Raw genomic sequence first — 19851 nt, 5'->3', positions numbered from 1 at the left:
CCGTCTGCCCTCGGACAGGCCTGCCGCATGAGCTTCGAGGACGACGAATACTGGGACGACGAATACTCTGAGTATTCCATCATGCCGAATACGGCAGTCGTTCAAGAGCGCCAATTCCAGAAACGTACGGCGCCCGACCCGGTCATTCCCACCCGTCGTCCTCGGCAGTCCGGCGACCCCGACGGCCCCATCGACGAACTGGCCGCCCGCCGGCAGCGCCGGGCCGGCGGCAACGGCGCCCCGCGGCCCGCCTACGAGGGGCAGCGCCCCAGCTGGCTCGACGACCCGGACTTCGCCCCGGTCGACACGTCGGTGCCCAACCTGGCCGGCGACGAATTCAACGACGTCGACTTCAACCGCCCCGAGTTGGGCGCCGACTTCGACGCACCGGACTTCCCGATCAGCAGCACCGGCAGCGCCCGCCCGCGCCGTGACGAGCGCTTCGGCGACTTCCAGGACGACATCGACGAGCCGTTCGACCACCGGGACCTGGCCGCCTACGGCCACGGCCCGACCACCACCACGCGCGTCGACGGCCCCTCCGCACCGCCGCGCCGCGGCCCGGCGCCCCGCGGCGGCCAGCCCGGTCGCGGTGGCCGGCCCGGTGCGGACTCGCCGGAGCGCGGCGCGCGGCCCGGCTCCGATTCTCCGGAGCGCGGTGGCCGGCCCGGTTCCGCCGGGAGCGGCCCCGGTTCTGCCGGGAGCGGCCCCGGTTCTGCCGGGAGCGGCCCCGGTTCTGCCGGGAGCGGCCCTGGTTCCGCCGGGAGCGCCCCGCAGCGTGGTGGGCGTCCGCAGCAGGGTGGCCGCACCGAGTGGGTCGGCGACACCGGCTGGGCCGACGAGGAACGGCCGGCCCGCGGCAGCCGGACCAGCTGGTCCGGCGACATGCCGCAGCGCGGTGGCCGGGGTTGGACCGGCGACACGCCGCTGCGCGACGACCGCGCCGGCGAGGCTGCCCAGCGCGGCGACGCTCCCCAGCGCGGCGACGCTCCCGGGCGGAGCGGCGGCCGTGGCCGGGACGAGGTGGCCGAGTGGGCCGAGACCGGCACACCGCCGCGCGGCGATCAGGCCGCCCGGGTCGACGACCGTGCCGATCAGGCTGCCCGGGTCGACGCTGATCGGGCCGCCCGGCCGGTGGAGGGTGCACCGCAGCGGCCCGGACGCGCCGCGCCACCCGCGGCGAGCTCCGGCCCGGCGGCACCGCCGGTCGAGGAGGAAGCGGCGAAGCCGGCCCGCAAGGGCGGATGGCTGCGCAAGAAGAAGAACGCCGACCAGGAGGCACCCAAGCCGGCCAAACGCGGCGAGAAGTCGCCGGCCGCTCCCCCGCAGGCGCTGCAGGCCCCGCCGGGCGCGAATCCGCCGGCGGTACCCGGTCGCGCTGTCGTGCCACCGGCCGGCCAGGACGGCCAGGACGTGGCGCCGCAGGGCGGCCAGCCCGGCCGCAGCGCCGGCCCCCAGGGCAGGCCCGGTCCCGGCGTGGCGCCGCAGGGTGGCCAACCCGGTCGCGGTGCCGGACCCCAGGGCGGATCGCCTGGCCGTAGTGCCGCTCCGCAGGGCGGATCACCCGGCCGCGGTGTCGCTCCGCAGGGCGGACGTGGTGTCGACCCCCGAGTGGACGACGCGCGTCCCGCCGAGCCGGCCGCCTGCGGGCGGGCCCAGGTTCCCGGGGTGCGTCCCGCCGACCCGCAGGAGTTCTACCGCCGGCCCGAGGACGGCCGGCCCGACCAGGGCGGTCGCCCCGGACAGGGTGCACGCCCGGGCCAGGACGAGCGTGCCGCTCGGTGGGCCGGCGACGAGGCTGCCGCCGACCGGGACGGCCGGCGTGCACGGCCGGGTGAGCGCGGTGCCGACCCCCGGGTCCGCCGACCGATCGACAACGAGCTCGACATCACCGACTCGCGGCTGCGTCGCCCCGCCGACCTGGAGAGCACCGACTCGCGACTGCGCCGGCCGGACACCACCGATCCGCGCATGCCCGACCCCCAGCGGCGCCCGGGCGCCCGGATGGGCGAACGCACCGCGTTCTGGGACCCCACCGACGAGAACGACCTGGCCGCACGGCGCGCCGGCGGCTACCCCGACGAGCGGTACCGGGACGAGTACGACCCGCGGTCCGAACCGGATGGACGACGCCGCGGCCGGCCGGCCGGCGATCGGGGCCGGCCCGTCGACGGGCGGCCGCCGGTCACCGCGATCGGCGACTACGACCAGGGTTTCCGCCCGGTCGGCGGCAGCGGCTGGGACGACCGCCGCTCGGGCGAGCGGGTCGAATGGGTCGGCAACGAGCAGCCCGGCGATCAGGCTGACGGCCGGCGCGACACCGGCTGGGAGGAGCAGCCCGCTCCCGCCGCGTGGTCCGAGGAGGAAGCCTGGTCCGAGGACGGCAACCGGGTCACGTCCTGGGACATCGAGGGCGAGGCCACCTGGAACGACGAGCCGGACTCCACCGAGCAGGCCGGCCTCGAACCGGCCGCGACCGGCGAGGACGTCAACCAGGACGGCGAGCCCGGCGACGGACCGCGCGTGCTCAGCAAGGCGCCGCCGCCCACCCCGGCCCGGGTCATCAGCCGCGAGGAGCCGACGCCGCTCCCGCGCGTCGTCAAGAAGGCCGGGCCCGAGCAGCCACGCGTGGTCGGCACGAACCCGGCCACGCCCGCCGCCCGCGTGGTCAGCCCACCCCCGGTTGCTCCCACGCCGGTGACCGGCTCCCCCGCCGAGAACCGCCCGGCCGCGGCCGGCCCCGGCTCGGACCAGAGTCCCGCCGCCCCCGCGGCCGGCCAGGGTCGCCGCCCGGCCGCCGGCCCGCAGCAGCGTCCCGGCGCACCCGGCCCGCAGACCCCGGCCACCTCCGGCACCCCCGGGACGCCGCCCACGCAGCCGACCCCCGGCGCAACACGCCCAGCGGCGCCCGGTGTCACACCGCAGCCGGCAACCGGTCCCGCCGGCCCTCAGCAGCGCCCGGCCGCCGCCGTCCCGCCGGTAGTGCCAGGTGACCAGCGCCCGGGCCAGGACCGGCGCGCAGGTCAGGACCAGCGCCCCGCGGCCGGCCCGCAGCAGCGTCCCGACACCGCCGGCCAGCAGCTTCCCGCCGCGCCGGTCGGCGCCGACCGGCTTGAGGCCGGATCGCCCTGGGACACCAGCTCCCGCCTGCAGTCGCCGTGGGAGACCGGCACGCAGATGCAGGCTCCCCGGCCGGCGGGACCGCAGGCCCAGCCGCCCCGCGAAGCCGGACCCCAGGCCCAGGCACCGTGGGACACCACCTCGCGGATGCAGGCGCCGCGGGAGACCGGCCCGCAGGCGCAGGCCCCGCGGGAAGCCGGCCCGCAGGCCCAGGCACCGTGGGACACCACCTCCCGCATGCAGGCGCCCCGGGCAGCCGACCCGCAAGCCCAGCCATCCCGCGACGGCGGCCCGCAGGCGCAGGCTCCGTGGGAGACCGGCACGCAGATGCAGTCGCCGTGGGAGACCGGCACCCGCCTCAATGGGCCGGACGGTCCCCCGCGCTCGCGCCGGACCCCGCGCACCGCGCATGTCACGTTGTCGGAGTCCGACGGCGGCCCGTGGTCGATGGTTCCCGACGAGGCGCCGCCGGCGTCCGTGCCGATCAGCGGCCTTTCCCGGCCCATTCCGGCCGATGGACCGTTCCCACAGGCCGACCCGAACCGGCCCCCCGGCCCCGGCCCGGTGCCGGGCGGCGAGGTGCGCCCGACTTCGGTGCCGCCGGCGAGCCAGCCCGTCGCGCAGGCCGGCGACTTCGCGCCGGCCCAAGCCGCCGGTCAGCTCCCCGCCCAGACCGGCCAGCCGCCGGTTCGGCCCGCTGCGCAGATTCCCCCGGGCGCTCAGCTGCCGCTGGGAACTCAGCTGCCTCCGGCCACCCAGTTCCCGCCGACTGCTCCGATTTCCCCGGCCGCGCAGATTTCCCCGGCCGCTCAGATCGCCTCGGCCGCTCAGATCGCCTCGGGAGCGCAGCAGACGTCGCCCGGTGTCCCGGCCGCGGCGTTCCCGCCGGCTCCGGAGGCCGGCCGGCCGGTCGGCCTCGGCGTTGCTCTGCCCAGCTCCGTCCGCGGGACCGCCGCTCAGCTCAACGTGGTACCGCCGGCCAAGCACCGGCAGCGCAGCGCGGCGGAACCGGTCTCGTCGGGTGTCGACAGCAACCGTCCGGCCAAGGCCGGCATGGCGACGATCACGCCGGGCGTGCGCGAGCCGGGTCAGCGGTCCGGTGCGATTCCGCCCGCCGCCTTCGGCCCGCAGCAACCGGGCAAGCCGACCGACCCGGCGACCACGCGCGAGCCGGGTCAGCGGTCGGGCGCGATTCCGCCCGCCGCGTTCGCCCCGCAGCAGCAGGGCGCGCCGGGCGACGCGGCGACCGCACCCGCGGTCAGGCCGGTCTCGCCGGCCGCTGACCAGCAGCCCGCCGCGCACGGCGCCCGGCCCACGTCGCTGGCCTCCGCGCCGACCAGTGCACCCGCGGGCGCGCATGCGCAACGTCCCGCTTCGCCGCCGGAACAGGCCGGGCCGGCACAGCGCACCGAGCCGCCGCAGCAGGGCGCGCCGCAGCACGCCGCCGGTCGGCAAGCGGCGGCCGACGTCACGCCGGTCTCGCCGGCGGCTCACGGGCTGCCCGAGAAGGACGTGCCTACCCAGCCGCTTGCCCGCCCGGATCGGCCGGCGCAGGCCACTGCTCCGCGGCCGGACGAGCCCGGTCCGCGTCACGGCGTGCCCGGTCAGGCCGGTTCTCCGCGGTCGGGCGAAGCTGGTCCGGGTCGCGCTCCGCAGCATGGCGTGCCCGGTCAGGCCGGGTCTCCGCGGTCGGGTGAGGCTGATCCCGGTCGCGCTCCGCAGCATGGCGTGCCCGGTCGGACCGAGGCTCCCCGGCAAGAAGCGCCGCAGGTTGCGGCGGTTCGTCAGGACGGGGCGCAACCGGCTGACTTCGCGCCGGAGCGTGGCGCACCGGCGCCGGGCGGGAACGGCCAGGACGCCGGAGCCGGGGCGGCTCGGATCGCGGTGCCCATGCAGCGGCCGCCGGCTGACGGCACGGTGCCGGGCGCGGGCGATCCGGCCAGGGCGGAGCCTCGGGCTCCGCGGCACGGGGCACCGGACACCGGAAGCGGCTCGACCGACCTCGGGCGCACCGACTCGGCGGACAGCAGCGGAGACGGCTCGACGGCCGACCGCGACGGCTCGGCGCACGGGCGAGACGGCTCGGCGCACCGTCAGGATGGCTTGGCGGACGACCGGAACGGCTCGGCGCACCGTCAGGACGGCTTGGCGGACGACCGGAACGGCTCGGCGCATCGTCAAGATGGCTTGGCGGACGACCGGAACGGCTCGCCGCACCGTCAAGATGGCTCGGCGCACGGCCGGGACGACTCGGTCCACGGCCGCGATGGGTCGGCGCACCGCCAGGATGGCTCGGCGGATGGCCGGGACGGTGCGGGGACGGACGCGGAGGCTGCTGCTCGGCGGGCCGGGGCGCATGCGGCGCCGTACATGGATCCGGATGGGACTCTGCACAACCTTCGGCCTATCGGGAAGCTGATGGTTTCGGGGCCTGATGCGGAGCCCAAGCGGAACGCGGACTCCGAGTTTGTCGGGCAGTGGTTTGCCAAGAAGGATCCGCCTGCGCCGGCGCCCAAGGCCGAGGCGGACGGCATGGTTCTGGATCTTGATCTGGCGGGGCTGTTCAACGGGGTGGCGCTGGAAGCCGCGCCCGATGAGCAGGGCGCCGGCGAAGCGCACGCGGGCGACGAAACTGCTGGTGACGGCGGGGACGGCGCCGGGCGTACGCAAGAAGGCACCCGGCCGGAACCGGCGGCGGTGGGTGCGCAGGTCGCTCAGCGGAGGGGGATGCCCCGGCCGGAGGCCGTTGCCGAGGCCCCCGTGGCCGAGGTTGTCGAGCGGCCGGCGGCGCTGTCGGCGGCGGATCTCGAAGCTATTCGGTGGCGGCTCGACGGTGGGACGCTGCGGGAGGTTGTCGACAACAAGGATGCGCTGCGGGAGCTGGGCGAACGCCTTGACGATCCGCTCGCCGAGGAGACCGACAACGTCGCCAAGGCGGGGCTGCTCAGCGTGCGGGCCGAGGTCTATCGGCTGCTCGGGGAGCTCGGGATGGCGGCCGCCGCGGTTCGGCTGGCGCTGGCGCATGCCGAGACTGCCCAGGACGTGCAGTCGACCGTTATCGCGCAGGCTGAACTGGCGCACATCTTGCGACTGCGGAAGGACTACGAGGAGGCGGATCGGCTGTTCACCAAGGCCGCGGGAGCCGATGTGCCGGATCCGCTGCGCAGCGTGGTCCATGAGAATGCCGGGCGGTGCTGCTTCGATCAGGGGCGGCACATGGAGGCGCTCGATCACTTCGCGCAGGCGGTACGCCTCGGGCGGCCGGACGACCAGGAACTCGCCGAGCGGATCGGGGTGTGCCTGGAGGCCGTCTACATCCACGTACTTCGGGACGGGTGGGGGCCCTACCCCAGGGCCAGGGACTGACCGTTCGGGTGGGCCATCGCGGTCCGCCCCCGGCCGCCCTGTTTTGCCGCGTAGAGGGCCGCGTCCGACGCCGCGCCCAGGTCGGCGGCGGTGTCCGCGTGGTCGGGCAGCAGGGCCACGCCGATGCTGAGGCCGGGTGGGCCGCCGGGCAGGGTGTCCACCGTCGCCAGGACCGCGCGGATGTCGTCGGCGGCCCGGCGGGCGCCCATCCGGTCGGTGCGCAGCAGCACCACGAACTCGTCGCCGCCGAGCCGGCCGACCACGTCGTCCTCGCGCCGGGCGACCTGGCGCAGCGCGTCCGCCACCGCCTGCAGGGCCTGGTCGCCGACGGCGTGGCCCCAGGTGTCGTTGATCTTCTTGAAGTAGTCGATGTCGATGGTCATCAGGGCGATCGTCTCGCCGCCGCGGTTGGCCCAGGCGACGGCGCGGGACAGCAGGTCGTCGAAGCTGCGGCGGTTGGCCACGCCGGTGAGCGGGTCGGCGTACGCCTGGGTCTCCAGGACGTCCCGGAGGCGCTCGTTGCGCAGCCGCAGGGAGGACACCACGATCGCGGTCAGGATCATCGCGACGGTCAGCGACGCCCAGTCGGAGACGCCGGCGCCGGCGCCCTCGATCGGGAAGACGGTGGCCGCGCTGCCGCCCGAGACGAACGCCAGGACCAGGTAGTTCGCGGCGCGGCCGAGGAAGTTCGCGGCGTACAGGACGGGCCACAGGTAGAAGAACTGGGCGCCGGTACTGGCGTCGCTGGTGGCCAGGTTGAGCACGGTGACCAGCAGGACGCCGAAGAACGGCGCCAGCAACCACATGATCTTGGGAACCCGCTCGGGGCGCCAGCGGCAGACCGCGCCGGCCAGCCCGAGGACGACGGTGAGCAGCCCGAAGACGCTCACCCCGGTGACCGTGCGAGTCGCCGGCAACACGACACCGGTGAGAAACATGAACGGGCCGGCGCCCATCAGCAGATACGCGACCGCACGGGACGCGCCCGCTTGATCACGCAACTGGAACCGCACCCGGCCGCCTCCTCGTATCCGCTATGACCCTTCGGTCCCGGGCGCGGGCAGTTGAGGGTTTCAGCCGGTCTCGGCGAGAGTGAGAGCGCGGTCGTGGTCCCGGCGGGCCAGGGTGACGCCCGCGCTGGCCGCGGTGACCAGCACCAGGGCGAGCACCTCGACCACGCCGAGATGCTGGTGCAGGACGAGCAGGCCGGCGATGGCGGCGGCGGCCGGTTCGAGGCTCATCAGGATGCCGAAGACCCGGGTGGGGATCCGGCGCAGCGCGTTGATCTCCAGGCCGTAGGAGAAGACCGAGGAGAGCAGGGCGACGGCGGTCCCGCCGATCAGCAGGTCCGGGTGCTGGAGTACGGCACTCGCCCCGTCCAGCCCGAACGGGAGGACCAGCAGCGCGGCGACCGCGAGCGACACGGCCAGGCCGCCGGTGCCGGGGACCAGGCCGCCGAGCTTCGCGCTGAACACGATGTAGCCGGCCCAGCAGAGCCCGGCCGCCAGGGCGAGGGCGAGGCCGCCGAGCGGGGCGGCGCCGCCGTTGGTGACGCCGAGCAGGACGACCCCGCCGGCCGCGAGCGCGGCCCACAGCAGGTCGAACAGGCGGCGGGTCTGCACGAGCGCGAGCAGCAGTGGGCCGAGGAACTCGACGGTGACCGCGATGCCGAGCGGCACCGTCCGCAGGGCCAGGTAGAAGATCAGGTTCATGCCGGCCATCACCACGCCGAGCAGGGCGGCGGCCCGCCAGGCCGCACCGGACCAGCGGTGCACGGCGGGCCGGGTGACGACCGCGATGATCACGGCGGCCAGGGCGAGGCGGAGCAGGGTGGTGCCGGCCGCGCCGAGGTCGTCGAAGAGGGTGCGGGCGACCGCGCTGCCGAACTGCACCGAGGCGATCGCGGCCAGCACGAGCAGGGGCGCGGGCACCTCGGGTCGTCTCACCCGGTGAGCCTCTCGCGCTGCTCACCGGGGCCGGACGGCGGAGGCCCTCCAGGTGCCCCTGCTCACCCCGACGGCGGCCGGGCCTTTTCCCACCGGACCCGGTCGGCCCGGCCGCCTGCTACTGCTCCGGCTGGTCGCTGCCGCGGCGGCCGCGGAACCAGTCGGGCGTCTCTTCCGGCCAGCCGACGGCGGTGGGCCCGGTGGGCCAGGAACGGCCCGCCCGGTCGACGACCTCGCCGGGCGGGTGGTGGGCGGCGGGCCGGCCGGCGACCGGCATGCCGAGCCCGGCCCGGGTGTCCTCGCCGAGCGACGCGTGCCGGCCGAGCGGAACGGCGGCGACCGGCTCCGGGCCGGGATCGGGCGCGGCCCGGGGAGCCGGGGCCGGTGCCGGTGCCGGCTCGGCGACCGGTGGCATCGCCGCGGCGGGCACCGGAGGCAGCGGCTGTGGCTGGATGGCCGCGGCGAAGTCGACGACCGGCTGCGGCGGCTCGGCCGGATCGTCGCCCGGGCGCGGCGCCGGAGCGGGATCGGGATCGGCTGAAGCCGGGACGGCAGCGACCGGCGGCCGGCCGCCGATCGGCCACCACCGCGGGGACCGGCGGGCGGCCAGGTCCTCGGCCCAGCCGAACAGCAGGACCGCGATCATGGTGAGCGCCATCGCGACGCTGAAATCGACCACGATGGCGAGGTCACCCTCGAGGTCGTCGAGCGCGACGAAGGTCAGCACCGGCCAGACCGCCGCGATGGCGATGTTGTGCCAGAGATAGACGGTCACCGCGCGGGCGTTGAGCAGGGTCACCGCCCGGTCCAGCGGACGCACCTTGGCCAGCCACTCCATGGCCGGTTGCCAGCGCAGCACGATCAGCACGAACGCGATCGACCACAGCGCCTGCGACTCGGCGACGTCGTTGAGGTCCCACGGGTCCTCGCCCTGGTTGTCGCGCAGCCAGTACATCGCCGCGACCCCCATGACGACCGCCACCGGGTAGACGATCCACGGCTTGAGCCGGGCGAGCCGGCCGTCGTGGTGGGCGAAGCCGGCGATCCAGCAGGCGCCGTAGGTGACGAAGTCCCACAGGGCCGAGTCGGCGGTGTCCGGCAGGGTGAAGCCGGTGACGTCGAGGACGCCCATCAGCAGCAGCGGCGCGGCCACGGCCAGCCAGCCGATCCGCTGGTAGAGGGCGTACATGAACGGGGAGAGCAGGACGAACCAGAGGTACGCGCGGAGGTACCAGAGCGGTTCCCACACGTCGATGGCCGCGTCGCTGCCGGTCGGGTCGCCGATCGGGAGCAGCCAGAAGAACAGGCCGCCCACGCTGAACGGGTGGTCGCTGTCGGTCTCGTGCATCCAGCCGATGGCGAGCATGACGGGTACGGCGACCAGGCCCAGCAACCACAGCGGCGGCAGCAACCGCCGCACGCGCGAGAGCACCACCTGGCCCGAGGAGCGCTTCTCCAGCGAGGCGGCGGTGAGCGAGCCGGCCAGCGCGAACATGATGCCCATCGCGGGCAGCACGATGGACAGCCAGGGCCACCCGAAGAGGTGGTAGACGATCACCCGGACGATCGCCGCGGCACGGAGCAGGTCCAGGTATCGATTTCGCACGGGGAAACGGTGCCAGGATCGATCCCGAAGCGGGACCGTCGATCCGGTCGGCAGAAAGATCGCACAGGCTTACCCCAAACGAATGAACTGTCCGGATTGTCTGTGCGGTTGTGCGACGTTCATGGTGACCGTGGCCGGTCTGTGACGTTGATCCGTGGCGAGAAGGCGGCCGGGGCGGCTGGGCGCCTGCGATCGATGGGGATCACCAGCGACATGCGGAAACCTCTGTTAGTGGTCAGTGCGGCGACGGCGCTGTTGGTGGCGGGTGGCGTGGCCGCCACCACGGCGGGCGCGTCCGAGACGCCGGACATGCCGGGATTCTCCGGTTTCATGCCCGACTTCCGGGGGTGGTCACCGTCCAACGACGACTCGGCCACGGACGATTCGGCCGACTCGGTGGACTTCGTGGGCGACACCGGCGACACCCTGACCTTCGACGACAGCACGGCGACCGGCGACGGATCCGACGTGGGCGACTCCGACGGCGTACGCGGCAACTCCGACGCGGCCGATGACGACGCCGAGCCGGACCGGGACACCTCGGGTGACCGCCGCGGTGTTCTCGCTGCGCAGCAGCGCCCGGCGCAGCCGAAGCTGATCCAGCAGCGCCCGGCCGCGCAAAAACAGGTCCAGGACCTCGCCGGCGGCCTGCTCGCCACCGCGCGGGAGGACGTGACCCGGGCCGACGTCTCGTCGAACCCGAACGCACGCATGCAGCAGCAGGTCCTCGCCCTGGTCAACCAGAACCGGCGGCGCGGCGGCTGCGACAGCCTGTCGGTGGACCGGCGGCTGATCGAGGCGGCCAACGAGCACGCCGCCGACATGGCCCGCCGCGACTACTTCGCGCACGAGTCACCGAACGGCGACGGCTCCGGGGATCGGATGCGCGAGGCCGGTTACCAGTGGAAGCGTTACGGCGAGAACATCGCCCGCAACGTGCACAGCCCCTACGAGGTGGTCGACGGCTGGATGCACAGCCCGGCGCACCGGGAGAACATCATGGATTGCCGGCTGAACCAGATGGGTGTGGGTTTGGCCATCGACCGTGATCACACAACGTATTGGGTCCAGGACTTCGCAACCCCCCAGGATTAGGTTTTGCACCCTTAGTCCAACCTGTCACTTCTCAACTGCATCCGGCGCGAACCGAAAACATCTCACAGATTCGCGCCACGGTCGTTCCCCATACACCGAGGCGAGCCCTGCTGTGCTTCGATGTGCGAACACATGTCCTGGGGAGGACCAAGTTGCGAGTGAGACGGGTTTCCGCCCGCCTCACCGGGGCCGCTTTGGCGACCCTGGTAGGCGGCGGCCTCGGCGCCATGGCATTGACGCCCATGGGCGCCGGCGCCACGGTCCGCACCGCCCCGGCCGCCAAGGTCGTGACCACCACCGTGGTCACGAAGGCGGCGGCCGCGAGCTGTGCCACCGGTAAGTTCCAGAAGCAGGTCGAGGGCTACCTCAAGAAACTCGGCGGCTACGGCACGCTCACGGTCGACGGCAAGCAGTCCGCCGCCGACTGCGCGGCCATCAAGAAGTTCCAGACCCGGTTCGGCATCAAGCCGGCCTCGGGCCTGGCCGGTCCCACGACGAACGACGTCGCCAAGCGACTCGCCGCGACGAACACGGCCGCCTGCAAGGCCAGTAAGTCCGGCGTCACCTTCTGCGTCGACCTCACCCACCAGACCACGTGGGTGATGAAGAACGGCAAGGTTCTCGTCAAGCCGACGATCACCCGCACCGGGATGAAGGGCTACCGCACGCCGGCCGGCACCTTCAAGATCAATAAGCGGACCACGAAGGAATGGTCGGACCCGTACCACGTCTGGCTGCCCTACTGGCAGCGGTTCATCGGCGGGCGCGGTTTCCACCAGACCACCACCTACATCCACGACATGTGGCGCGGTTCGCACGGCTGTGTCAACCTTCTGCCGCAGGATGCCAAGACGTACTGGGGCATCGGTAAGATCGGTTCGACGGTGAAGGTCATCGGGCGTCGTCCCGGGACCTGATCCGGCTTTCGCTGGGCGACGCCCGGGCTCCCTTCCAGGGGGTCCGGGCGTCACTCTGTAAAAATCAAGATCAAGCTGCTTTGCGTACGTGCGTGGTGAGCACCTCGTGACTCGGTATCAGTCGTTCGCTGCCGCACGAGGTGACCAGGCGTAAGCCTTCCCGGCTCAGGGTGTATGTCACGTCGAGGAAGCGGCTCACGGTGTCGTCATGGTGCACCACGGTCAGTTCGTCGGCTCGCTGCATCACTGCGTCACGTCCTTCACGGTCACGTTGCCGGTGGAAGTACGGCGGGGGCCGCGGGGACGGTTCACCCAGGGTGCACCGCCCGGTCAAGCTCGTGGCCTGGGTGTTCTTGATCCGACTCGCCGGTAACAATCACCGCCGAGGCCGCCGCCCGGGCCGCGGCATAGAGTGGCGTCCGTGTCTGGCGCCCTCCCGCGAACCCATCGGCCCTTTCGCGCGCGGCTCCGGCCGGGCGTTCTCGCGCTCGGCATCGTCACGGTCGTGTCGCTGACCGCGGCCTCCTGCGGCAGCGAGGACGACGGCATCACGGTCGGCACGGCCGCCCGTGGCACCGTCGACGAGATCGTCGAGGCGCCCGGCTCGGTGACCGCCCGGTCCGCCGCCACCCTCAGCGCCCCCGCGGCCGGCACCCTCGCCGAGTTGCGGGTCGAGGCCGGGCAGAAGGTCAGCAAGGGTCAGGTCGTGGCGGTCATCGACGCCCCCGAGCTGGAGGCCCGTCGCGAGTCCGCGGCCAAGGCCCTCGACCAGGCCTCGCGCGGCGGCGGCTCCCCCGGTCTCAGCACGTCCGGGTACACGTCGGTGCGCCGGAAGACCGACAAGCAGGCCGCGGCGGCCTTCGACGACGCCCGCGACGCGGCCGGCAAGATCACCGACCCCAACCTCAAGGGCGTACTCCTCAAGCAGGTCGACGCCGCGCAGCAGCAGTATGAGGCCGCGTCGGCGGCGGCCGCCGCGACGCTCCGGTCGGTCCAACGCGGCGTGGCGTCGCTCGGCGAGGCGGTCGAGTCGCTCTCGGCGGCGCAGAAGCTGCAGGCCCAGCAGGCGTACGACCTCGCCGATGCCGCCGTCGAAGCGCTCACCCTGCGCGCCCCCGCGGCCGGCGTGGTCCAGCTCGGCGGACCGGCCACCGGCGGCGGCGGGACCTCGTCGCTCACCGACCTTCTTTCCGCAGGCTCCGCGCCGGCCGCGGCTTCCGGCGCCACCCTGCCCGGGGTCGACGCCGCGGTCCCCAAGGGTGCCTACGTCGCGGCCGGCACCCCGATCATGACCATCGTCGACGTGACGCAGCTCGGGCTGAGCGCCGAGGTGGACGAGACCGATGTGCTGCTGGTCGAGCCGGGCGTCACCGCCACCGTCGAGCTGGACGCGGCCACCGGCGCCTCCTACCCGGCGACCGTCCGCGCGGTCGACCTGCTGCCGACCACGTCGGCGCAGGGCGGCGTCTCCTACCGGGTGCGGCTCGACCTGGCCGCCGGGACGTACGACGACGAGACGAAGGCGCCGACGCCGCGGCCCGGGATGAGTGCGGTGGTCCGGCTGCAGGTGCGGCAGGCCACCGACGCGGTCACCGTGCCGGCCTCGGCGATCGTCAACGCCGACGGGCAGGACACCGTGTGGGCCGTCCGGGACGGCGTCTACCAGCGGGTCCCGGTCAAGGTCGGGGTGCAGGGCGAGGATGTCGTGCAGGTGACCGCCGGCCTGCAGAGCGGTCAGCGGGTGGTGATCGGCGGCGCCGACCTGGTGCACGCGGGCGACAAAGCGTCCTCATGACGCAGCCCTTGTCCGGGGCCGAGCCCGCGATCGTGGCGGTCGACGTGACCCGCACCTACGACCTGGACGGCGTCTCCGTCTCGGCGCTGCGCGGTGTGTCGCTGACCGTGACGGCCGGCGACTACGTGGCGATCGTGGGCACCTCCGGGTCGGGCAAGTCGACGCTGATGCACCTGCTCGGCGCGCTCGACCGGCCGACCAGCGGGACCCTGCGGATCGGCGGGCGGGACGTGGCCGCCCTCGGGCCGGCCGAGATGGCGCTGCTGCGCAACGAGACGATCGGGTTCGTGTTCCAGTCGTTCCACCTGCTGGCCCGCACCACGGCCCGGGACAACGTGGCGTTGCCGCTGGTCTACCGGGGTGTCGGCCGGCGGGAGCGGCGGGCCCGGGCGGCCGAGATGCTGGAGCGGGTCGGCCTCGGGCACCGACTCGACCACCGGCCCAACCAGATGTCCGGCGGCGAGCAGCAGCGGGTGGCGATCGCCCGGGCGCTGGTCACCTCGCCGTCGGTGCTGCTGGCCGACGAGCCCACCGGCAACCTCGACTCGACCACCGGCGAGCAGGTGCTCGGCCTGCTGGAGTCGCTGAACGCCGACGGGGTGGCGGTCGTGCTGGTCACCCACGACCGGGACGTGGCCGCGCGGGCGCACCGGCAGATCGTGATGCGCGACGGGTTGATCGTCACTCCGGTCGAGGAGCCGGCCGGATGAGGGTCGCCGAGGCGTGGCGGGTCGCCATCGACGCGCTGCGTGCCAACCGGCTGCGCAGCATCCTGACCATGCTCGGCGTGGTCATCGGGGTCGGTGCGGTGGTCGCGCTGGTCGCCATCGGCACCGGCACCAAGCGGCAGATCGAGCAGCAGGTCGAGGGGCTCGGCTCCAACCTGCTGATCGTCGTGCCCGGCCGGCTCGACCCGGGCGCGGCGCCCAGCGCGTCGACGCTGACCATGGACGACGTCGAGGCGGTCACCCGGGTGGTCGGCGACCGGTCCCGGGTGGCGGTGACGATCAGCTCCGGCGAGACGGTGCGGGCCGGGACGCGCAGCGCGTACGCCAGCATGCAGGGCGTTCTGGAGACCACGCCGGACGTGTTCGTCCGGCACCTCGACCGCGGCACCTATCTCACCCGCACCGACGTGACCACCGGGCGGCGGGTCGCGGTGCTCGGCGCCGGGACCGCCCGGGACCTCTTCGGCGACCGCGACCCGATCGGGCGGCAGATCACCATCGGCGGGGTGCGGTTCCGGGTGATCGGCACGTTCGAGCAGCTCGGGCAGAGCCTCGGGGTGGACCGGGACAGCGAGGTCCACGTGCCGGTCACCGCTGCCCAGCGCCTCCTCGGCACCCAGCGCATCGACGGTCTCGCCATCCGCGCCCCCGACCGGGAACGGATCGACGCGCTCGGCAGCGCGGTCGTCGCCGCCCTGGTGAAACGGCACCCGGACACCGACTTCAGCGCCGTCACCCAGGAGCAGATCCTCGGCGTGCTCGGCGACATCCTCGGCGTGCTCACCGGGGTGCTCGCCGCGATCGCCGGGATCAGCCTGCTGGTCGGCGGGGTCGGCGTCTCCAACATCATGCTGGTGTCGGTGCGCGAGCGGACCAAGGAGATCGGTCTGCGCAAGGCGGTCGGCGCCCGGCCTCGCGACATCGGCGTCCAGTTCCTCCTCGAGGCCGTCCTGCTGACCACGATCGGCGGCGTCCTCGGCATGGCCCTGGGCATCTCGACCGCGCTGCTGGTCGACCGGCTGACCCCGGTCCCGGCCGCGGTCACCTGGTGGTCGCTCGCCCTGGCGTTCGGGGTGTCGGCCGCGGTCGGCATCATCTTCGGCGTGATCCCGGCCCAGCGGGCCGGCCGCCTGGATCCGGTGGTCGCGCTGCGAACCGAGTGAGGCCTCTTCGGAAGATGAGAGAACCTTGCTTTAGCCTCATTTAGCGGTAGAAGTCTCGCTAATCTGTCGGTGTGCGGCAATACGGACAGATGCCGGAGGTCGGGGCCGTCATGGCCGCGCTCGTCTTCCGTGCCGGCCCACTGCTCTGTGCGCTGCAGCTCGACGAGGTCATCGAGACCATGCGGCCGCTCGAGACCCAGCCGCTGGCCGGCACCCCGCCGTTCGTCCTCGGCATCAGCGTGCTGCGCGGCGTGCCCACCCCGGTGATCGACGTGTCCCGGCTGCTGCGCGGCGACCAGGGCGAACCCGAGCGGTACGTCGCGGTGCAGACCGAGCGCGGCGCGGTCGCCCTCGCCACCGGGGAGATCATCGGGATCCGGAACGTGGACACCAGCGCCACCGGCGGCCACCCGGCCCTGCTCGGCGGCCGGTCCAGCCGGCTCGTCGCGGGCGTCGGCACGATCGGCGCCGAGCCGTTGCTGCTGCTGCAGAGCATGCGCGCGGTGCCCGACGAGGTATGGGAAGCGGCCGCCGCCGCGGTCACCGGATGACCGACACCCCGGAGATCGCCCGGTTCCGTGAGCTGCTCGCCAAGACGCTGGGCTGGACCTTCAGCGACCGGGATGCCGGTCAGCTCGGGCCGCTGCTCGCCGACCGGTCCCACACCCACCGGATGAGCCACGGCGAATACCTGAACCGGCTGGCCGCGCGGCCCTGGAACACCGAGCTCACCGAGCTGATCGAGCAGTTGTCGATCACCGAGACCTACTTCTTCCGGCACGGCGAGCAGTTCCGGGCGCTGCGCGAGGAGGCCCTCCCCCAGCGGATCAACGCCCGCTCCGAGCAACGGGTGCTGCGCATGCTGTCGGTGGCCTGCTCCTCCGGCGAAGAGGCGTACAGCCTGGCGATCGCCGCCAAGGAGGCGCTGCCGGGGCAGGCCTGGATGATCAACGTGCTCGGGCTGGACGCCAACCCGGCGGTGCTCGGGCAGGCGACCGAGGGCTGGTACTCGGCGTGGTCGCTGCGGGAGACCCCGGACCCGGTGAAGCGGCGGTGGTTCCGGGCCGGCGAGCGCGGCTTCCACGTGGTCGACGAGGTGCAGCAGGCGGTGCGGTTCCGGCAGTACAACGTGGCCGAGCCGGACGCCGGGCTGTGGCAGGCCGGCCAGTGCGACGTGATCTTCTGCCGGAACCTGCTGATGTACCTGACCCCGGCGGTCGCGCAGGCCCTGATCGGCCGGATGACCCAGGCCCTGGCCCCGGGCGGCTACCTGTTCCTCGGGCACACCGACTCGCTCGGCGCCGAACCGGACGGCCTGGAGCTGCGGCACACCCACGACGCCTTCTACTACCGGCGCCCGCTGCAGCAGCGGCCCGCCGTCACGATTCCCACGCTGCCGCCGCCGGCGCCGCCCCGGTCCGCCGCGGCCGTGCCGCCGGCCGCCGAGCCGGAGCCGGTCGAGGAGAGGATCCACCAGCAGGCCGTGGCGCTGCTCGGCGAGGAGCGGTTCGCCGAGGCGCTGGCGCTGGTCACCGCCCGGCTGCCGGAGCCCGGCCGGCCGCGCGACCGGCTGCTGCGGGGGGTGCTGCTGGCCCAGTCGGGCCGCCTCGACGAGGCCATCGACACCGCCCGCCGGCTGATCGACGACGACGGGCTGAACCCGGACGCACACCAGTTGCTGGCCCTCTGCCTGGAGGGCGCGACCGGCGTCGAGGAGGCGATCGGCCAGTACCGGCTGGCCGCCTACCTCGACCCGGAGTTCGCGCTGCCCCGGATGCGGCTCGGGCTGGTGGCCCGGCGGCGCGGCGACAACCGCACCGCGGCCGGCGAGCTGGAGCGGGCGCTCGCGCTGCTGCCGGCCGAGGACGAGCTGCGGATCAGCCTGTTCGGCGGCGGATTCGGGCGGATCGCGCTGACCGTGCTGTGCCGGGCCGAGCTGGACGCCTGCGGGGCGCGGCGATGACCGCGGCGATGGAGTGGGCGGCCGGCGCCACCGAGCGCGCGGCCACCGAGCAGGCGGCCATCGACCGGGCGGTGGACGTCGAGAAGACGGCGGCCACCGGGCGGGCCCTGAGCGCAGCCGCGGCGCAGGCCCTGACCTCGCCCAAGGCGAAGTCCGGGGTCCGGGGCCGGATCGTCCGGCTGCGCACCGACTTCGACCGCTCCTTCGCGCAACCGCAGAGCAGCCACGACGCCGAGCACGTGGAGCTGCTGGCGGTCCGGGCCGGCGGCCGCCCGTATGCCCTGCGCCTGGCCCAGACCTCCGGCCTGCACCCGGACCGGCCGGTCACCCCGCTGCCCGGACCGTTGCCGGCGCTGCTCGGGCTGGCCGGTTTCGCCGGCACCGTGGTGCCGGTCTACGACCTGGCCGCACTGCTCGGGCACGCGGTGGCCGAGACGCCGCGCTGGCTGGTGCTGGCGGCCGGCGCGCCGCCGCTGGGCCTGGCCTTCCACGGGCTGGACGGGCACGTCCGGGTCACCGCCGACGCGCTCATCGGCGAGGCGGGTGCCGGCCGCCGCGGCGCTCTGCGCGGCATGGCCGTGCTCGACGGCACCACCCGCCCGATCATCGACGTGCCCGCCGCCCGGGCCGCCGTGCACGCGCTGGCCGGTCACGAACCGGGAAACGACGAGGAGACCGCACCATGATGGCCGGACGGACCTTCGGCACCAAGCTCGCGGCCGGCTTCGGCCTGACCCTGACGCTCACCCTGCTGATGACCGCGACGTCGGCGCTGGCCCTGCGCTACGTGATGGTCGCCAAGGACGACGTGATCAAAGAGGCGTCGGTCAGCCTGGTCGGCGCCGAGAAGCTCAGCAGCACGATGGAGCGCCGGATCGGCGACTACCGGGCATTCATCCTGAACAAGTCGCCGGAGTGGCTGACCGCCACCAACGCCGACCGCGCCGAGTTCCTGAAACAGGTCAGCGCCCTGCGGGAATCGGTGGCCGAGGATCCGACCGCGATGAAGCTGCTGGAAGCGGTGTCGACCGCCGAGGCCGCCCACAACACCGTGGTCGGCGACCTGATCACGACCAGGCAGAACATGACCACCCTGAACATCGACGTGCTCAACGACCCGCGGGCGAAGCCGGCCCGCGAGGCCCTGCTGGCCGCGATCGACGCGCTGATCAACCGGGTCAGCGCGACGATGGCGGCCACGCGCACGGAGTCGTCGAACCGGGCCACCGCGGCGATCATCTTCATCATCGGGCTCGGTGTCACGCTGATCGCCTGCTCCGCCGCCGTGGCCTGGCGGCTCAGCCGGGACCTGCGCCGCGAGGTGGGCGCCGCGGTCGGGCACATCCAGAGCTCGTCCGCGCAGCTGGAGGCGGCCGCTGCCCAGCAGGCGTCCGGCGGGCGGGACCAGGCCAGCGCGATGAGCGAGATCACCACGACGATCAGTGAGCTGCTGATCACCTCGCGGCAGATCGCGGACAGCGCCCAGCGGGTCTCCAAGGTCGCCGAGGACACCGCCGAGGCGGCCCGCTCCGGCGACGCCACCATCGACCAGACCCGGGCCTCGATCACCGCGATCCGCACCCAGGTCGACCAGATCGTGCAGCACATGCTGGCGCTCGGCGAGAAGTCGCAGCAGATCGGCGGGGTCGTCGACCTGGTGTCGGAGCTGGCCGAGCAGACCAACATCCTGGCCATCAACGCGACCATCGAGGCGAGCGGGGCCGGCGAGTGGGGCCGGCGCTTCGCGGTGGTGGCCGAGGAGATCCGCAAGCTGGCCGACCGCACGGCCGGGTCGGCCAAGGAGATCCGGGCGATGATCGAGGACGTCCGCGGGGCGGTGAACACCACCGTGATGGCCACCGAGATCGGCGCCAAGGCGGTGGACGCCGGCTCCCGGCAGTTCGACGACGCGACCAGCTCGTTCCGCAAGATCGCCCAGCTCGTCGCGACCACCAGCGACGCCACCCGGGAGATCGAGCTGTCCACCAAGCAGCAGACCACCGCGGTCGAGCAGGTCAACGCGGCCGCCTCGGACACCGCCCGGGCCAGCCGGGAGACCGAGTCGAGCGCGGTGCAGACCAAGCAGACCGCGGCCCACCTCAGCAACCTCTCCGGTGACCTGCTCGACCTGGTCGGCTCCGGGCGGCACTGA

The 19851-nt window shown here is 73.9% G+C and carries 14 protein-coding genes; 10 read left to right on the top strand and 4 right to left on the bottom strand.

Features of this window, described 5'->3' with window-relative positions; genetic code table 11:
- Positions 1 to 27: 27 nt before the first annotated feature.
- Positions 28 to 6486, top strand: a complete 6459-nt coding sequence (locus Adu01nite_RS11305) for a hypothetical protein (protein WP_203726532.1) — start codon at positions 28 to 30, stop codon at positions 6484 to 6486.
- Here the strand turns inward: Adu01nite_RS11305 and Adu01nite_RS11300 are convergent.
- The 3 genes from Adu01nite_RS11300 to Adu01nite_RS48435 form a co-directional block, all read right to left on the bottom strand.
- Positions 6465 to 7499 (bottom strand): GGDEF domain-containing protein, encoded by a 1035-nt coding sequence (locus tag Adu01nite_RS11300; RefSeq protein ID WP_203726531.1) that lies wholly within the window; start codon positions 7497 to 7499, stop codon positions 6465 to 6467. The genes Adu01nite_RS11305 and Adu01nite_RS11300 overlap by 22 nt on opposite strands.
- Before the next feature lie 60 nt (positions 7500 to 7559).
- Positions 7560 to 8432 (bottom strand): EamA family transporter, encoded by an 873-nt coding sequence (locus tag Adu01nite_RS11295; protein WP_239132301.1) that lies wholly within the window; start codon positions 8430 to 8432, stop codon positions 7560 to 7562.
- A gap of 118 nt (positions 8433 to 8550) precedes the next feature.
- Entirely contained in the window at positions 8551 to 10038 is a 1488-nt protein-coding gene (locus Adu01nite_RS48435) for an acyltransferase family protein (protein ID WP_203726530.1), read from the bottom strand.
- A gap of 213 nt (positions 10039 to 10251) precedes the next feature.
- Here Adu01nite_RS48435 and Adu01nite_RS11285 point away from each other — a divergent pair, with 213 nt between their 5' ends.
- Positions 10252 to 11133, top strand: coding sequence for a CAP domain-containing protein (locus tag Adu01nite_RS11285; RefSeq protein ID WP_203726529.1), 882 nt, complete (start codon positions 10252 to 10254; stop codon positions 11131 to 11133).
- A 194-nt stretch (positions 11134 to 11327) separates the two neighbouring features.
- Positions 11328 to 12050, top strand: a complete 723-nt coding sequence (locus tag Adu01nite_RS11280; protein ID WP_203726656.1) for a L,D-transpeptidase family protein — start codon at positions 11328 to 11330, stop codon at positions 12048 to 12050.
- Between the two features lie 70 nt (positions 12051 to 12120).
- Here Adu01nite_RS11280 and Adu01nite_RS11275 read toward each other — a convergent pair whose 3' ends face one another.
- A complete protein-coding gene (locus tag Adu01nite_RS11275; protein ID WP_203726528.1) occupies positions 12121 to 12297 on the bottom strand; it encodes a hypothetical protein in 177 nt (58 codons plus the stop codon).
- Between the two features lie 174 nt (positions 12298 to 12471).
- Between Adu01nite_RS11275 and Adu01nite_RS11270 the strand changes: the two genes are divergently transcribed.
- The 7 genes from Adu01nite_RS11270 (at position 12472) to Adu01nite_RS11240 (ending at position 19851) form a co-directional block, all read left to right on the top strand.
- Entirely contained in the window at positions 12472 to 13845 is a 1374-nt protein-coding gene (locus Adu01nite_RS11270) for an efflux RND transporter periplasmic adaptor subunit (RefSeq protein ID WP_203726527.1), read from the top strand.
- Positions 13842 to 14555: an ABC transporter ATP-binding protein gene (locus tag Adu01nite_RS11265; protein ID WP_203726526.1), complete on the top strand. Its 714-nt coding sequence runs from the start codon at positions 13842 to 13844 to the stop codon at positions 14553 to 14555. The genes Adu01nite_RS11270 and Adu01nite_RS11265 overlap by 4 nt, the downstream gene beginning before the upstream one ends.
- The gene (locus Adu01nite_RS11260; protein WP_203726525.1) at positions 14552 to 15736 is read left to right on the top strand and encodes an ABC transporter permease; all 1185 of its coding nucleotides are present in this window, start codon (positions 14552 to 14554) and stop codon (positions 15734 to 15736) included. The genes Adu01nite_RS11265 and Adu01nite_RS11260 overlap by 4 nt, the downstream gene beginning before the upstream one ends.
- A gap of 71 nt (positions 15737 to 15807) precedes the next feature.
- A complete protein-coding gene (locus Adu01nite_RS11255) occupies positions 15808 to 16287 on the top strand; it encodes a chemotaxis protein CheW (protein ID WP_203726524.1) in 480 nt (159 codons plus the stop codon).
- Positions 16284 to 17699: a CheR family methyltransferase gene (locus tag Adu01nite_RS11250; RefSeq protein WP_203726523.1), complete on the top strand. Its 1416-nt coding sequence runs from the start codon at positions 16284 to 16286 to the stop codon at positions 17697 to 17699. The genes Adu01nite_RS11255 and Adu01nite_RS11250 overlap by 4 nt, the downstream gene beginning before the upstream one ends.
- Positions 17696 to 18385, top strand: a complete 690-nt coding sequence (locus tag Adu01nite_RS11245; RefSeq protein WP_239132300.1) for a chemotaxis protein CheW — start codon at positions 17696 to 17698, stop codon at positions 18383 to 18385. Before Adu01nite_RS11250 ends, Adu01nite_RS11245 begins: the two co-directional genes overlap by 4 nt.
- Entirely contained in the window at positions 18382 to 19851 is a 1470-nt protein-coding gene (locus Adu01nite_RS11240; protein ID WP_239132299.1) for a methyl-accepting chemotaxis protein, read from the top strand. Before Adu01nite_RS11245 ends, Adu01nite_RS11240 begins: the two co-directional genes overlap by 4 nt.

Origin of the sequence: Paractinoplanes durhamensis (genome assembly GCF_016862175.1) — a bacterium.
GTDB lineage: Bacteria > Actinomycetota > Actinomycetes > Mycobacteriales > Micromonosporaceae > Actinoplanes > Actinoplanes durhamensis.
Note: the sequence above shows the minus strand (reverse complement) of the source record. Positions and strands in the feature narration are given on the sequence as shown.

What these genes read in the sequence shown, in the direction of transcription:
- Adu01nite_RS11265 (WP_203726526.1), top strand. Translation starts at nt 13,842, where the DNA reads ATGACGCAGCCCTTGTCCGGGGCCGAGCCCGCGATCGTGGCGGTCGAC.
- Adu01nite_RS11285 (WP_203726529.1), top strand. Translation starts at nt 10,252, where the DNA reads ATGCGGAAACCTCTGTTAGTGGTCAGTGCGGCGACGGCGCTGTTGGTG.
- Adu01nite_RS11245 (WP_239132300.1), top strand. Translation starts at nt 17,696, where the DNA reads ATGACCGCGGCGATGGAGTGGGCGGCCGGCGCCACCGAGCGCGCGGCC.
- Adu01nite_RS11250 (WP_203726523.1), top strand. Translation starts at nt 16,284, where the DNA reads ATGACCGACACCCCGGAGATCGCCCGGTTCCGTGAGCTGCTCGCCAAG.
- Adu01nite_RS11240 (WP_239132299.1), top strand. Translation starts at nt 18,382, where the DNA reads ATGATGGCCGGACGGACCTTCGGCACCAAGCTCGCGGCCGGCTTCGGC.
- Adu01nite_RS11305 (WP_203726532.1), top strand. Translation starts at nt 28, where the DNA reads ATGAGCTTCGAGGACGACGAATACTGGGACGACGAATACTCTGAGTAT.
- Adu01nite_RS11260 (WP_203726525.1), top strand. Translation starts at nt 14,552, where the DNA reads ATGAGGGTCGCCGAGGCGTGGCGGGTCGCCATCGACGCGCTGCGTGCC.